Genomic DNA, 14,100 nt, shown 5'->3' on the forward strand with positions numbered 1-14,100 from the left:
GACCGTGCGCACAGTCTTCGACCCCGCCGAGACGAGTCCCGGTCGCTTCTACCGCCTCCTCACCGCCACCGTCGTCCCGAGACCGATCGCGTGGGTGTCGACCGAGTCCGCGGACGGGGTGCTCAATCTCGCGCCCTACAGCTTCTTCACCATGGCGAGCACCGCGCCTCCGGTGGCGCAGTTCACGTCGGTGGGCCGCAAGGACAGTCTCCGGAACATCGAGGAGACCGGGCAGTTCGTGATCAACATCGCGACCGTCGAGCTGATGGAGAAGGTCAACGCCTCCTCCGCACCGTTCCCCCATCACATCGACGAGTTCGCCGAGGTGGGTCTGCACGCCGAGCCGAGCGCGCGGGTGCGGCCGCCTCGGGTCGCCGAGTCGCCCGCCTCCATCGAGTGCAGTCTGCACCGGGTGATCGAAGTCGGCGACTCGTTCGTCGTCATGGGCGATGTGCTCGCGGTGACGGTCGCCGACGAGGTGCTCGCCGCCGACAACGCTCCGGACTTCGCGGCGCTCGGCGCGGCGAGCAGGCTCGGCCGGAACGAGTGGGGTCTGACGCCCGCGGTGCGGACCCTCGATCGGCCGGGCGGATGAGCAGGCGGAGCAGCCTCGTCAAACCCGCGTCCCGGCGGATGGTGCGGGCCCGGGTGCTGGCCACCGATCGCATCAGCCCGACCTTCGTGCGCATCACCGTCGGCGGTGAGGACGTGAACTCGATCACGCCGATGGGTTTCGACCACTGGTTCCGGATGTTCTTTCCCACCCCGGAGCAGGACGCGCTGGTGCTGCCCGCCGCGACGGACGACCGCTGGTGGCCCGAATACCGGGAGATGCCGGACGATTCGCGTCCGGTGCTGCGCAACTACACGATCCGCGGGATCCGGCCGGCGGTTGCGGGCCGGTTCGGGGAGCACGCCGAGATCGACATCGACTTCGCCTCCCACGGGGATCTCGGGCCGGCCTCCGCATGGGCGAGCCGGGCGGTGCCGGGTGACGAGATCGGCATCCTCGACGAAGGCATCAACGATCTCGGTCTCGGGGAGGGGCGGTCGCTGCTCCTCGTCGGGGACGAGAGTGCGCTGCCGGCGGTGGCGGGGATCCTCGACTCGGTGCTCGTCGCCGATCCGCTCACCGAGACGGACGTCTTCGTGGAGGTGCCGCATCCGGACGATCTCGCCGCCCAGGAACTCGCGTCGGGCGCGAACGTCCGTGTGCATCCGGTGATCCGGACGGATCCGGCGGCGGTACCGGGTGGTCTCGTGGCGGAGGCGGTGCGGGCCGCGCGGTTACCGGCGGAGCCGGGCTGCGCGTTCGTCGCGGGCGAGTCGGCCCTCGCGACTGGGGTGCGGCGTCATCTGGTGCGCGAACGGGGTTGGGACAAGAGCACCGTCACCTTCGTCGGCTACTGGAAGTACGGCGAACCCGTCTACTGACGGATCCTCCTCTCGGCCCCGGAAAGGACGAACGTCGCGATGCCGACCGGTGAGAACCGGTGCGGCACCGCGACGTTCGCGTATCGGGCCGAGATCAGCCCGCGTGCTTCTCAATCAGGTCGCCGACGCGCGGCAGCGCCTCGACGACGTGCTTCTTCGCCGACGGGCGCAGCGAGTCGTAGACCCTCTTGACGCCGGTCTTCGACGTGCCCGCGATCCGCTCGTCCGTCACGCCGAGAAGAGCGTCGGCGACGACCTCACCACGCGCGACCAGGAAATCGGCGAACGAGCCGTTCCCTGCGTACTCCTGCCAGAACGGCTGGAGCTTCTCGACGAATGCGGGCAGCAGACCCTCCACTGCGCTCGGCACGATGCTCGGGCCGACCTTCTTCACCGCGGCGTATCCCCCCTTGAGGGCGAGACCGGACGCACCCTTCTTGTCCGACACCTCGGCGTCGATCAAAGCTTCGACGTCTGCCTTGACCGCCGGGAACCTGTCGGCGCTCAGGAGGGCATCGCCCAGAGCTGCAACCACTTTCACTGCCTCCGTAGATGTGACGTTCATTGGACCGATGGACGCGGGGAACGATATACGACGAACCCGCCGAGTCATACCCCGCGCCAAGCGAGCACCGAGTGGCACCGCCTCACCCGATCGTGCCACCACCGCACGCGGTCGGGTGCGGCCCGTACGGCGTCGAGCATCGCGGGCTCCGGTGAGACGTCGACGACGTCCAGTGCCCCATCGGACATTCCGGGCAGGGTCGCGACGTCGGCGGTGAAGAATCCTCCGGTGCCGAGCCCGCAGGCGTAGGGCAGTTCCGGCAGCGCGGCCGCCGCGGCGAGCCCGGTGGCGATCCCCACAGCGGAGTCGAGGGCGCTCGAGACGACCACCTCGACCCCGTGGCCGGACAGTTCCCCGGCGAGCGCGACGAGGCGCCGCACGCCACCGAGGGGCGCGACCTTCACCACGGCGACGTCGGCACCGCCCGCCCGCACGACCCGCATCGGGTCCTCGGCGCGGCGGATGCTCTCGTCGGCGGCGATGCGCACCTGCGGCAGCCGCCGCCGCACCTCGACGAGTTCGGGCACGCTCGCGCAGGGCTGCTCCGCGTATTCGAGCGGGGCGTCGGCGCTGAGCGCTGCGAGGGCGCGGACCGCCTCGTCGACCGTCCAGCCGCCGTTCGCGTCGATCCGGACGTTCGGGACGTGCTCACGCACCGCGCGGACCCGCGCCAGGTCCTGGTCGAGATCCTGTCCCGGTTCGGCGACCTTCACCTTGGCGGTGCGGGCGCCGGGGAACCGGGCGAGGATCTCGGGCACGCGCTCGGGGCCGATCGCGGGGACGGTGGCGTTGACAGGGATGCGGGAGCGCCGCGCGGGCAGCGGACCCTGCCAGGCCGCCTCGATCGCCGAGTGCAGCCAGTGCGCCGCCTCGTCGTCGCCGTACTCCGGGAAGGGACCGAACTCGCCCCAGCCCGCGGGTCCGCGCAGCAGCAGCACCTCGCGTTCGGTGATGCCACGGAAGCGCACCCGCATGGGCATCGCCACCACGACGGCCCCGTCGAGCAGTTCGTCGACGGAGGGCAGCGCTCCGGTCACGGCTGGCCCGGCAGGAGCTGGATCATCAGGGCCTCGCAGTCGGCGAGGAGTGTGCCCTCGGTGTCGCGCAGTTCGGCCGAGCAGAAGATCTTGCGGCCCTCGACGCGGTCCACTCGGCCCTCGACGACGAGTTCGGTCTCGAGCGGCGTGATCTTGCGGTAGTTGACGTGCAGGTAGCCGGTGCGCGCGATGGGGTGGCCGGCGGCGTGGACGATCATGCCGAACAGGTCGTCGAACAGCAGGGGCAGGGTGCCGCCGTGCGCGGCGCCGTTGCCGCCGCGGTGGAAGAGTCGGAAGACACCGCGGGAGCGGACCGACTCGGCATCGTACTTCTCGATCGTCCAGGGCAGCATCAGCAGGCTGCCGCGACCGGGCAGGTCGGGATTGAACCCGGCCGGCGACCTGCCCTCCGGCACCCGGTACGGCTCGAGGAGGTCGCCGAGGGCCTCGGCCTGTTCGATGGCGCGGGTGATCACGTCGTCGGGGGCGTGGGTGGACACCGCGAGGTCCTGCAGGCGCCGCAGGGCCTCGACGAAACGACCGAAGTCGGGTCCGGCCTTCACCGGTTCGTAGACCGGGAAGCCGCCGTGGTGCTCGTAGTCGTCCCGGGGGTCGGTCTGCTCGCTCATGTCTGTGCACGTTATCGGGCGGCGGCTCCCGTCGTGATGGTGCCCGGCCCTTTATGGTGACGAGGTGACCTTCGATCCAGAACTGTGGCGCCCGGTACCCGGGTTCGAGAATCTCACCGACATCACCTACCACCGACACGTCACGCAGGGCACCGTCCGCGTCGCCTTCGACCGTCCGGAGGTGCGCAACGCGTTCCGGCCCCACACGGTCGACGAGCTCTACGCCGCCCTGGACCACGCCCGGACCAGCTCCGACGTGGGTGTGGTGCTGCTGACGGGCAATGGCCCGAGCCCGAAGGACGGCGGCTGGGCCTTCTGCTCCGGCGGCGATCAGCGCATCCGCGGTCGCAGCGGCTACCAGTACGCGAGCGGCGAGACCGCCGACACCGTCGACAAGGCCCGCGCCGGCCGCCTGCACATCCTGGAGGTGCAGCGGCTGATCCGGTTCATGCCGAAGGTCGTGATCGCGCTGGTCAACGGCTGGGCCGCGGGCGGTGGGCACAGCCTGCACGTCACCTGCGACCTGACCCTCGCCTCCCGCGAGCACGCCCGGTTCAAGCAGACCGACGCCGACGTGGGCAGCTTCGACGGCGGCTACGGCAGCGCCTATCTCGCCAAGATGGTCGGCCAGAAGTTCGCGCGGGAGATCTTCTTCCTCGGCGACACCTACACGGCCGAGGAGATGCACCACATGGGTGCGGTGAACAAGGTCGTCGACCACGCCGAGCTCGAGAACGTCGCGCTCGAATGGGCGGAGCGGATCAACGGCAAGTCGCCGCAGGCCCGGCGCATGCTCAAGTACGCGTTCAACCTGCAGGACGACGGGCTCGTCGGCCAGCAGCTGTTCGCGGGCGAGGCCACCCGTCTGGCGTACATGACGGACGAGGCCGTCGAGGGCCGCGACGCCTTCCTCGAGAAGCGCGATCCCGACTGGTCGCCGTACCCGCACTACTACTGACCGTTCGACCCCGTCGGTGCAGTTCGCGCGGTGAACCGTTCCTCGCCCCTGCTGCAGGGCGCGCGAGGATCGGTTCACCGCGCGAAGACGTTCAGGCTCGGGTCGCCGCCGATCGTCCGGCCCCGTCGCGGCGACCCTCAGGCACCGTCGCGGCGACGCCGGCGACCCTCATGCACAGTCGCGACAGTAGGGCTGCTCGCCTTCGGCCGAGGCCTTGCGGCTGTGGTGCTGGACGAGGAAACACCGCATGCAGGTGAACTCGTTCTCCTGCTTCGGCACGACCTGGACGCTGAGTTCCTCGGCGGACAGGTCGGACAGGTCCGCGCCGGGCAGATCGAGCGTCTCGAGAACGTCCACCTCGTCGGTGTCGGCGGTCGCGGCCGGCTTCAGATCGAGATCGTCGAGCGCAGTTCCGCCGCCACCCAGGATGTCGGTGGTGCGGGGAGCGTCGTAGTCGGTCGCCATGGCAGTTCTCCTCACTCGATGTCGGTCGGTGTGTCTCCGGCACATCCGGTGTGATGTCCGGAAGTACACGAGGGCCGACGCGGGGCTGTCGTGGGCACCGCGCCGTCGGCTATGACACCTTCTATGTCCACTTCGATGCTTCGTCAAACTCGCTGCTGAGAGTTACGCGTCCGGCGTGTGCTGTCCGGCACACTGTGTGCCATGACCGACCGCGACACGCCGCATCCCGCCCACATCCGCCCGCCGGGCGTCACCGACGCCACCGTGAAGGCCACCGGAAAGCTCTCCGAGGCGCTCGAGACGGTCGAGCAGGCCCGCGGGCACCTGTACGCCTTCCACCAGCTCATGGGCCGCGCCGACCTGCTCACCGGGGAGGCCGAGGAGCTGCTGCGCGAGGCCGGACACGAGGGGATCGCCGACCGGCTCGCCGCCGAGATCATCGGTCGCAACATCGCCGAGGGCCGCTGGACCTTCCAGCTCGTCGAGGAGTTCGACGACGGCTACTGGTCCGATTTCCGGAGTTTCGAGAAGCACGTGCGCGACGAGCTGGTGGCAGGCAGGCGTCATCTCTTCGAGGCCGAGATGAAGGAGGCGCGCCGGACGCACGGCCGTCGCCACCACGAGGCCCGTCCGGCCGAGGAGCAGTGACGTGGAGGTTCTGGGCAGCCGCACGATCCTGCGGCCGCGCGACTACGAGGCGGCCCTCGAGTTCTACGGCACCACCCTCGGCCTGGCGATCTCCCGGGAGTATCCGGGCGGCACGGTGTTCTTCGCCGGGCAGTCCCTGATCGAGGTCGCCGCGCACGGCCGGTCCGACGACGACGCCCCGCAGGTCTTCCACGGCGCGCTGTGGTTGCAGGTGCGCGACGTCTACGAGGTGGAGGCCGAGCTCGCCCTGAAGGGTGTGCGCATCGTCCGGGGTGCGAAGCAGGAGCCGTGGGGGCTGCACGAGCTGTGGATCGCCGATCCCGACGGGGTCCCGATCGTGCTGGTGCAGATCCCTCCGGACCATCCGATCCGCCGCGACGTCCGCTGAACCGGCGGCGGTCGCCCCGGCCGGTCCCGGGGCGACCGCCGGGCAGCGGTGATCTTGCCCACAAGCCGCGCGGTCTGCTCTTCGCTCCGCTCATGGTCGGGGTACCGAACTCCCACGTCGCCGGGCGCGATCCACACGAAGTTCACACCACCGTCGCTGTACATTCACACACCTGCTACCCCACAATCGACAGACGTGACCGCAGAGTTCGTCGTGCTCCTGGTGGTGGTCGTCACTGCCCTCGCTTTCGATTTCACCAACGGCTTCCACGACACCGGCAACGCCATGGCGACGTCCATCGCCACCGGTGCCCTCAAGCCCAAGGTTGCGGTCGCACTGTCCGCGATCCTCAATCTCGTCGGCGCCTTCCTCTCCGTGGAGGTCGCCGCGACGGTCGCGAAGGGTGTCGTCAACCTCGACACCGTCGGCGGCTCCGATCTGTTGCTGATCGTCTTCGCCGGTCTGGTGGGCGCGATCCTGTGGAACATCTCGACCTGGCTGTTCGGCCTGCCGTCGAGCTCGTCCCACGCGCTGTTCGGCGGTCTGATCGGTGCGGCCCTGGCCTCCATCGGTACGAGCGGCGTGGTGTGGGACGGGGTCCTGGGCAAGGTCCTCCTGCCCGCCTTCCTCGCCCCGGTGGTCGCGGCCCTGGTCTCCACGGTCGGTATCTGGTCGATGCACCGGCTCACCCGGCCCGTCTCCACCGAGACACGCGACCGCGGTTTCCGGATGGGGCAGATCGGCACCGCCTCCCTGATGTCCCTCGCGCACGGCACGAACGACGCGCAGAAGACGATGGGCGTGATCTTCCTGGCGCTGGTCGCGCACGGCAGCATCACCGCCGACACCGAGATGCCGTTCTGGGTGAAGGTCGCGTGTGCCGTGGCGATCGCCCTCGGCACCTATCTCGGCGGCTGGCGCATCATCCGCACCCTGGGCAAGGGCCTGGTCGAGATCGCCCCGCCGCAGGGTCTGGCCGCCGAGTCGTCGTCCGCCGCGATCATCCTCACCTCGAGCCATTTCGGTCTGCCGCTGTCGACGACGCACGTCGCCACCGGTTCGATCCTCGGCACCGGGCTGGGCACCAAGGGCGCCGAGGTGCGTTGGTCGGTCGCCCGCCGCATGGTCGTCGCGTGGGTCATCACCCTGCCCTGCGCTGCCTTCGTCGGTGCGATGTGCTGGACCCTCGCGCACGTGATCGGTGGTATGCCGGGTGTGCTGGTGGTCTTCGGCATCCTGTGCGCTCTGGCGCTGTTCATGTACTTCCGTTCGCGGCAGCAGCCCGTCGACGCCTCCAACGTCACCGCCGACTGGGAGGACGGCTCCCTCGCTCCCGCCGGCAGTTCGTCCGACGCCCTCGCACCGGAGGCCCGCCCGTGAACCTGCTGACCCACACCCTCGACTCCCTCTGGCAGGTCGTCCTCGTCGGTCTCCTGCTCGGCGCGGGTCTGCCCTCCCTGTTCGCCCTGGGGATCCGCGCGCTCGACACGGGACGCGGCAGCGACGGTTCGCCCGCTCCCCTGGCCGTCGCCGGGGCCGTCGTGTGCTTCGCGATCGTGGCCCTGGCCGTGCTGGCAGGCATCCTGCTGCTGGCCTCCGACTTCCTCGCCGGAACGTTCGGCATCGAAATCTTCTGATCGGGGTGACGGGTGGCTCTCCCGCCGTTTCTCGCTTCCATCGTCGAATGGCTCCGCGCCGGCTATCCCGAGGGCGTCCCGGAGCAGGACTACGTGCCGCTGTTCGCCCTGCTGGCCCGGCGGCTGTCCGACGAGGAGGTCGCCCAGGTCGCGAACGCCCTGATCGAGAACGGTGACCTCCCGATCACCCAGATCGACATCGCCGTGCTCGTCAGCAAGATCACCAACAACATGCCCTCCCCCGAGGACGTGGACCGTGTCCGGCGCCATCTCGAGAGCAGCGGCTGGGACACCACGGAATACGAACTGTGACCGCCCTGCTCGAGACGCTGCCCGTACCGTCCGGACGCGACGCCCTGTCGGTGCTGCCCGCCCTGAGCCGCATGCTCGACGGTGACGGCCCCGCGCTGCTCCCCGTGCCCGCGGGTGACCCCCGGGAGATCCGGCGGCTCACCGACGCCCTGAGCCCCGGCGAACCGATCGAACCCGGCGTCGGTCTGGTGGTCGCGACCTCCGGCACGACCGGCATCCCGAAGGGCGCGCAACTGACCGCCGCCGCCCTGCGCGCGAGCGGCGAGGCCACCTACACGCGGATCGGGGGTCCCGGCTCGTGGCTGCTGGCGCTGCCGCCCCACCACATCGCGGGCATGCAGGTGCTCCTGCGCAGCCTGCTCGCAGGCACCGAACCCGTCGTCGTCGACGTCTCGCACGGTTTCGATCCCGCCGGGCTGCCCGCCGCGGTGGACGCCATGCCCGGCCCCCGGCGATACAGCTCGATGGTCCCCACTCAGCTGATCAAGGTGCTCGACCATCCCGCGGCGGTCGACGCCCTGGCCCGTCTCGACGCGATCCTGCTCGGCGGTGCCGCCACCCCCCTGCCGGTCCTCGAGCGGGCCCGTGCGGCCGGGATCACGATCGTCCGCACCTACGGGATGAGCGAGACCTGCGGCGGCTGCGTCTACGACGGGGTGCCCCTCGACGGTGTCCGGGTCCGCGTCGGCGACGACTCGCGGGTGTGGGTCGGCGGCGCGACCCTCGCCTCCGGCTATCGGGGCCTGCCCGATCATCCCGCCTTCGCCGAGGCCGGCTGGTTCCGCACCGACGACGCCGGTCTGCTCGAGGACGGGGTGCTGCGCATCGTCGGCCGGCTCGACGAGGCGATCTCCACCGGCGGGCTGACCGTGGTGCCGCAGGTGGTCGAGGCCGTCCTGATCGGCCACCCGGCTGTGCGGGAGGTCGCGGTGGTGGGCCTGCCCGACGAACGGCTCGGCAGCCGCGTCGTCGCGGTCGTCGTCCCGGCCCCCGGCACCGACCCGACGCTCGCCGAACTGCGCGAGCACGTCGAGGCCTCCCTGGATGCGACGGCGGCGCCGCGCGAGGTCCATCTCGTCGACGCGCTGCCGCTGCGCGGGCCGGGCAAGGTCGATCGGCGCGCCCTCGTCTCGCGCTTCTCCTGACGGGTCGCCGCGCTCGGCGGTCGCCGCCGGGTGCGAAGATCGATCCATGGCAACGGCTGGTCAATGGATCGAAGGCGCTCGTCCGCGCACCCTCCCGAACGCGATAGCCCCCGTGCTGGCGGGCACCGGCGCCGCCGCGGCGCTCGGTGAGGCGGTGTGGTGGAAGGCACTGCTGGCCTTCGTCGTGGCCATGGGCCTGATCATCGGCGTGAACTTCGCGAACGACTACTCCGACGGCATCCGCGGCACCGACGACGAGCGGGTCGGCCCGATGCGGCTGGTCGGTTCCGGTGCCGCGAGCCCCGCGGAGGTCAAGCGCGCGGCGTTCGTGTGCTTCGGTATCGCGGCGGTGGCCGGTCTCGCCCTCGCCGTCACCACCGCCTGGTGGCTGGTGCTCGTCGGCGTGATCTGCATCGCCGGAGCCTGGTACTACACGGGCGGTAAGAACCCCTACGGCTACAGCGGTTTCGGTGAGGTCGGCGTCTTCGTGTTCTTCGGGCTGGTCGCGGTGCTGGGCACGCAGTTCGTGCAGGCCGAGCGCGTCGACTGGGTGGGTCTGACCTGCGCCGTCGCGGTGGGCTCGATCTCGACGGCGGTGCTGGTGACCAACAATCTGCGCGACATCGCGACGGACGCGGAGACCGGCAAGCGGACCCTGGCGGTCAAGCTCGGCGATCCGCGGACCCGCACGCTGCACCTGGTGCTGCTCGTCGTGCCGTTCGTGATGTCGGTGGTGCTGGTCGCGGCGACGCCGTGGGCGCTCGCCGGGTTCCTCGCGGCACCGTTCGCGTTCCGCGCGCACAAGCCGGTGCGTGAGGGTGCGCTCGGTCTCGCGCTCATCCCGGCGCTGGGCGACACGGGGATGGCGATGCTGGTGTGGGCGCTGGCGACCGCTCCCGCGCTGGCCTTCGGCTGAGCGCAGGCGGGAGCGGCCGGGGCGGTCAGTCCCGGTCGGGGACGACGATGCCCAGGACGAAGTTCACGATCGCGATGATCACACCGCCCCAGAAGGCCGCCCAGAAACCGTCGATCTCGAGGCCGTAGTCGGTGAACCCGCTCAGCCACGCGGTGAGCATGAGCATCAGAGCATTGATCACCAGCGTGAACAGGCCGAGCGTGAGGATCAGCAGGGGCAGCGACAGCAGCTTCACGAGTGGCTTGATGAAGGCGTTGACGATCGTGAAGATGATCGCGAGCACGACCAGGGTGACGATCTTCCCGGTGGTGTCCTCGGCCCCCTGAGGATCGACGTACTCGATACCTCCGACGAGTTCGACCGCGAGCCACAGGCCCACGGCGTTGATGATCAGACGCAGAATCAGCGACAGCATGGGTGCCACTGTGACACAGGATGCGCCCGTCACAGGACAGACCTGCGCGGTCGGCTGCGGTGCCACCGGCGCTCAGCGACCTCTCAGCGGCGAGGGGTAGCGTCGATCGGCGTGCGTTCACGTCCCACCCCTCTGCTCCTCGCCCTGATCGGCCTCCTCCTCGTCGCCGGCGGCACACTCTCCGCCTGGTTCGACGACCCGGAGGTGACGGTCGCCACCGGCTCCGAGTCGACCCCGGCCGCACCGTCGGCCGAGGGTGTCGCCGAGGCGCGAAGCAACCTGCAGCGGGCCGGTCTGCCGCTGTCGGTGCTGGGCAGCGGCGTCGGACAGCTCACCGAGGGCAGCGCCCAGCTCGACGACGGTGCCCGTCAGCTGTCGGACGGACTGCGACAGGCGCGGGACGGCGGGGAGCAGCTCGCCTCCGGGCTCGAACAGCTCGACGGCGGGGTGGGTCAGCTCGGCGACGGTGCCCGCCAGGTCAGCAGCGGGGTCGACGAGGTCGTCGGCCGGCTGACCGGTTTCGGCGCGATGCAGGGCGAGGTGACCGCCCAGCTCACCTCCGTCGCCGATTCGCTCGGCGCCTCCCCCGATCCGGTCTCGCAGAACGCGGCGGCGACGCTGCGGGGCCTGGTCCACACGCTCGACACCGAAGGACTCGGCCCGGACACCCTCGACCAGCTCGGGCAGCTGCGCGACGGGGCCCGGCAGCTCGCCTTCGAGCTGACCGACCCGAACGCGCAGTTCGTCGCGGGCATGTCGCAGGCCGCCGACGGATCGCGGCAGCTCCGCGACGGTCTGGTGCTCCTCGACGACGGCGGTCGCGCCCTGACGGACGGCACGGGACAGCTCGTCGACGGGGTGGGTCCGGTCGCCGATGTGGTCGGCGGCATCGCGGACAACGTCCGGTCGGCGACGGAGGCGCTGCCGCGCACCGCGGGCACCTCGGCCGCCGATACCTCGGACGTGCAGGCCGATGCAGTGGTCACGACCGGCGACCGGCAGTGGTGGCCGTACGCGGTGATCGCGCTCGGCACGGTGCTGCTCGTCGGCGCGGTCGCGCTGCCCCTCGTCCCCGCCCAGACCGGGCAGCGCCGCGCCGCGGACCGAGGGTGATCTAGGCGGACGGCTCCCAGCGGCCGGTCGCGGCGAACGTTTCGAGTGTCGCCGTGGGAGCGGTGAGGTCGAGTCCCTCCGCGGCGACCCAGTCGTCCGAGAAGTAGGTGTCGGCGTAGCGTTCGCCGCCGTCGCACAGCAGCGTGACGACGCTGCCGGAACGTCCCGCCGCGAGCATTTCGGCGATCAGTCCGAAGGCGCCCCACAGGTTGGTGCCGGTGGAACCACCGATGCGACGGCCGAGGACCGCGCTGGCGTGCCGCATCGCGGCGATCGACGCGGCGTCCGGGACCCGGATCATCCGGTCGACCACCTCGGGCACGAAGGACGGCTCGACGCGGGGCCGGCCGATCCCCTCGATCCGCGAGGGCATGCCGGTCGTGTACGCGGCGGAACCGGTCTCGTAGCCGCCGAAGAAGGCCGAGTTCTCGGGGTCGACGACCGCGAGCCGGGTGCTGTGGCGGCGGTAGCGGATGTAGCGGCCGATGGTCGCGCCGGTTCCACCGGTGCCGGCGCCGACGACGATCCACTCCGGCACGGAGTGCTGTTCGAGCTGCATCTGCGAGTAGATGCTCTCGGCGATGTTGTTGTTGCCGCGCCAGTCGGTCGCGCGCTCGGCGTTGGTGAACTGGTCCATGTAGCAGCCGCCGAGTTCGTCGGCGAGCCGCTGCGCCTCGCTGTAGATCTCCGGCGCCCGGTCGATGTAGTGGCAGCGACCGCCCTGCGCCTCGATGAGCGCGACCTTCGCCGGGGAGGTCTTCCGCGGCACCACGGCGACGAAGTCGAGGCCGAGCAGACGCGCGAAGTAGGCCTCGCTGACCGCGGTGGAGCCGGACGATGCCTCGATGATCGGGGTGCCCTCACGGATCCGGCCGTTGCACAGTCCGTACAGGAACAGCGATCGGGCGAGACGGTGCTTGAGACTGCCCGTGATGTGCGTGGACTCGTCCTTCAGGTACAGGTCGACATTCCAGTCCGCAGGCAGCGGGAACCGGAGCAGGTGCGTGTCGGCGCTGCGCTGTGCGTCGGCCTCGATCAGCCGGACGGCGTTGTCGACCCAGTCGCGCGGCGCGCTGCGGTCGAAGACCGCGCCCGTCCCGTCCCCCGCGTCGGTCACCGGCCGCCCTCGCCGCGCAGACGGTTCTCGAGGTCCTCGCGGGCGGCGCGTCGACGCTCGTCGACCGCGGCGATGCTCTCGTTGACGCGGCGGCGCAGCGACGCGAAGAGCACCAGCGACAGCGGCAGCGCGATGAGCACCGCGAACAGGGCCGCGATCAGGAGCGGGATTTCCACCCCGAAAGCGCGGGGGACGTACAGAATGAGGAGGGCGAGCACGACCACCAGGGCGAGTCGCGCCACCGAGTACAGAGCGACGTCCCGGACCAGGGTGCCGGTCGTCGACGAGCGGCCGGCCGCGGGACCGTCACCGCCGTTGTGTGGGGGGCGCTCGGAGGGGGTATCCGCGGGATCGTTCCGGTGTTCGTCGTTCACCAGTCCAGGTTAACCGGCACGACGAAAGGCGAGTTCGGACGCAGCTTCCACCGAGTAGGACACTCGTCCGATTTGTCCATTACTTCCGCTTTACCAACCGTAGACCGTTCGAGCAACCAGGGGTTCCGGTGCAACCATGTGCTTGGACATCCCGATCGAACAACTCGATCACGACAACCGGGAGGACATTCGCAATGAGCGCACCCACTTTCAACGGCGCGAAGGAATCCCTGCTGACCCCCGGCCAGGTGGCGGCACTGTTCCACGTGGATCCCAAGACCGTCACCCGTTGGGCGCACGCCGGCCGGCTGGGCTCGCTGCGGACCCCGGGCGGACACCGTCGCTTCCGCGAGTCCGAGGTCCTCGCGCTGCTCCGGTCGCTGACCACCGAAGCGACCCGCTGATTCCGGGACGGGCACACCCGTCCCCACCTGCGATACCGACGGGTTCGCCCGTCTCCTGCAGCACCGACCGTGCCCCTTCCGGGGAGTACGGGGCGCGTCGGCGCCGAGGGCCTTCGGGCGCGTCGGCGCCGAGGGCCTTCTGCGCGCTCGAGCCGGTGCCCTCGACGCGGGCCCTTCGCCCCGGGAGTACCTGCACCTTTCGACGCAGGTGACCTGCCTGCCGATCGGCCGTCCACGCGCATAGACTGTGGAAGAGGGGGCGGTACGACCTGCCGACCCCGAGCGCACGACGGGGATCACCCCATGTCGGCGCCGCCACGGCCAGGAGGTGCAACGTGCTCTATCTGTTGGCACTCATCGGTGCGGTGACCCTTGCCGTCCTGCTGTGGAAGGCATACGGGCCTGCCTCTCGCCCTCCGACCCGCGTGGTCGGCCCCGACGACGATCCCGAGTTCCTCTGGAAGGTCGAACGGGAGGTGCACCGGCGCCGGACCGAGGGCACCTCGGGTCCGGACTCCCCCAGCGGCGACTGATCACCCGGCC

Annotated in this window: 20 protein-coding genes; 13 read left to right on the forward strand and 7 right to left on the reverse strand. The window is 70.5% G+C overall.

From position 1 onward, the window contains the following. Positions 1-4 precede the first annotated feature (4 nt). Both OED52_RS15800 and OED52_RS15805 read left to right on the forward strand, forming a co-directional pair. Positions 5-595: a flavin reductase family protein gene (locus tag OED52_RS15800; RefSeq protein WP_264151793.1), complete on the forward strand. Its 591-nt coding sequence runs from the start codon at positions 5-7 to the stop codon at positions 593-595. Next, entirely contained in the window at positions 592-1,434 is an 843-nt protein-coding gene (locus tag OED52_RS15805) for a siderophore-interacting protein (protein WP_264151794.1), read from the forward strand. The genes OED52_RS15800 and OED52_RS15805 overlap by 4 nt, the downstream gene beginning before the upstream one ends. A 94-nt stretch (positions 1,435-1,528) precedes the next feature. On the opposite strand, the gene OED52_RS15810 is transcribed toward OED52_RS15805, so the two are convergent. From OED52_RS15810 to OED52_RS15820, 3 genes are all read right to left on the reverse strand, one after another. Then, positions 1,529-1,969, reverse strand: a complete 441-nt coding sequence (locus OED52_RS15810) for a DUF6918 family protein (RefSeq protein ID WP_264151795.1) — start codon at positions 1,967-1,969, stop codon at positions 1,529-1,531. 74 nt (positions 1,970-2,043) lie between these two features. Next, a complete protein-coding gene (locus tag OED52_RS15815) occupies positions 2,044-3,036 on the reverse strand; it encodes an o-succinylbenzoate synthase (protein ID WP_264151796.1) in 993 nt (330 codons plus the stop codon). Then, positions 3,033-3,665, reverse strand: a complete 633-nt coding sequence (locus OED52_RS15820) for a PaaI family thioesterase (RefSeq protein WP_264151797.1) — start codon at positions 3,663-3,665, stop codon at positions 3,033-3,035. Before OED52_RS15820 ends, OED52_RS15815 begins: the two co-directional genes overlap by 4 nt. A gap of 64 nt (positions 3,666-3,729) precedes the next feature. On the opposite strand from OED52_RS15820, the gene OED52_RS15825 reads away from it, so the two are divergent. Next, positions 3,730-4,623 carry a 1,4-dihydroxy-2-naphthoyl-CoA synthase gene (locus tag OED52_RS15825; protein WP_264151798.1) on the forward strand — a complete coding sequence of 298 codons (894 nt, stop codon included), beginning with the start codon at positions 3,730-3,732 and terminating at the stop codon, positions 4,621-4,623. Between the two features lie 168 nt (positions 4,624-4,791). On the opposite strand, the gene OED52_RS15830 is transcribed toward OED52_RS15825, so the two are convergent. Then, positions 4,792-5,088 carry a DUF4193 domain-containing protein gene (locus OED52_RS15830; protein ID WP_264151799.1) on the reverse strand — a complete coding sequence of 99 codons (297 nt, stop codon included), beginning with the start codon at positions 5,086-5,088 and terminating at the stop codon, positions 4,792-4,794. A gap of 201 nt (positions 5,089-5,289) precedes the next feature. Between OED52_RS15830 and OED52_RS15835 the strand changes: the two genes are divergently transcribed. From OED52_RS15835 to OED52_RS15865, 7 genes are all read left to right on the forward strand, one after another. Then, positions 5,290-5,736, forward strand: coding sequence for a hypothetical protein (locus OED52_RS15835; RefSeq protein WP_264151800.1), 447 nt, complete (start codon positions 5,290-5,292; stop codon positions 5,734-5,736). 1 nt (position 5,737) lies between these two features. Continuing rightward, positions 5,738-6,124, forward strand: coding sequence for a VOC family protein (locus OED52_RS15840; RefSeq protein ID WP_264151801.1), 387 nt, complete (start codon positions 5,738-5,740; stop codon positions 6,122-6,124). A gap of 195 nt (positions 6,125-6,319) precedes the next feature. Beyond that, entirely contained in the window at positions 6,320-7,504 is a 1,185-nt protein-coding gene (locus tag OED52_RS15845) for an inorganic phosphate transporter (protein ID WP_264151802.1), read from the forward strand. Then, positions 7,501-7,761, forward strand: coding sequence for a hypothetical protein (locus tag OED52_RS15850; protein ID WP_264151803.1), 261 nt, complete (start codon positions 7,501-7,503; stop codon positions 7,759-7,761). Before OED52_RS15845 ends, OED52_RS15850 begins: the two co-directional genes overlap by 4 nt. 12 nt (positions 7,762-7,773) lie before the next feature. Further along, on the forward strand, positions 7,774-8,073 hold the full coding sequence (locus tag OED52_RS15855; protein ID WP_264151804.1) for a DUF3349 domain-containing protein: 300 nt from the start codon (positions 7,774-7,776) through the stop codon (positions 8,071-8,073). Next, positions 8,070-9,218 carry an o-succinylbenzoate--CoA ligase gene (menE, locus tag OED52_RS15860; RefSeq protein WP_264151805.1) on the forward strand — a complete coding sequence of 383 codons (1,149 nt, stop codon included), beginning with the start codon at positions 8,070-8,072 and terminating at the stop codon, positions 9,216-9,218. The genes OED52_RS15855 and menE overlap by 4 nt, the downstream gene beginning before the upstream one ends. Positions 9,219-9,264: 46 nt before the next feature. Further along, positions 9,265-10,134, forward strand: a complete 870-nt coding sequence (locus OED52_RS15865; RefSeq protein ID WP_264151806.1) for a 1,4-dihydroxy-2-naphthoate polyprenyltransferase — start codon at positions 9,265-9,267, stop codon at positions 10,132-10,134. A gap of 25 nt (positions 10,135-10,159) precedes the next feature. Here OED52_RS15865 and OED52_RS15870 read toward each other — a convergent pair whose 3' ends face one another. Continuing rightward, the gene (locus OED52_RS15870; protein WP_264151807.1) at positions 10,160-10,549 is read right to left on the reverse strand and encodes a phage holin family protein; all 390 of its coding nucleotides are present in this window, start codon (positions 10,547-10,549) and stop codon (positions 10,160-10,162) included. 111 nt (positions 10,550-10,660) lie between these two features. On the opposite strand from OED52_RS15870, the gene OED52_RS15875 reads away from it, so the two are divergent. Beyond that, positions 10,661-11,662 (forward strand): methyl-accepting chemotaxis protein, encoded by a 1,002-nt coding sequence (locus tag OED52_RS15875; protein ID WP_264151808.1) that lies wholly within the window; start codon positions 10,661-10,663, stop codon positions 11,660-11,662. A gap of 1 nt (position 11,663) precedes the next feature. On the opposite strand, the gene cds1 is transcribed toward OED52_RS15875, so the two are convergent. Then, entirely contained in the window at positions 11,664-12,779 is a 1,116-nt protein-coding gene (gene cds1 / locus OED52_RS15880; RefSeq protein WP_264151809.1) for an L-cysteine desulfhydrase Cds1, read from the reverse strand. Then, on the reverse strand, positions 12,776-13,156 hold the full coding sequence (locus OED52_RS15885) for a DUF4229 domain-containing protein (RefSeq protein WP_413247767.1): 381 nt from the start codon (positions 13,154-13,156) through the stop codon (positions 12,776-12,778). Before OED52_RS15885 ends, cds1 begins: the two co-directional genes overlap by 4 nt. Before the next feature lie 191 nt (positions 13,157-13,347). On the opposite strand from OED52_RS15885, the gene OED52_RS15890 reads away from it, so the two are divergent. Then, positions 13,348-13,557 (forward strand): BldC family transcriptional regulator, encoded by a 210-nt coding sequence (locus tag OED52_RS15890; RefSeq protein WP_006552323.1) that lies wholly within the window; start codon positions 13,348-13,350, stop codon positions 13,555-13,557. Positions 13,558-13,892: 335 nt separating this feature from the next. Further along, a complete protein-coding gene (locus tag OED52_RS15895) occupies positions 13,893-14,090 on the forward strand; it encodes a hypothetical protein (RefSeq protein ID WP_264151810.1) in 198 nt (65 codons plus the stop codon). Positions 14,091-14,100 lie beyond the last annotated feature (10 nt).

The sequence above is a fragment of the Rhodococcus sp. Z13 genome (assembly GCF_025837095.1).
Classification (GTDB): Bacteria; Actinomycetota; Actinomycetes; order Mycobacteriales; family Mycobacteriaceae; genus Rhodococcus; species Rhodococcus sacchari.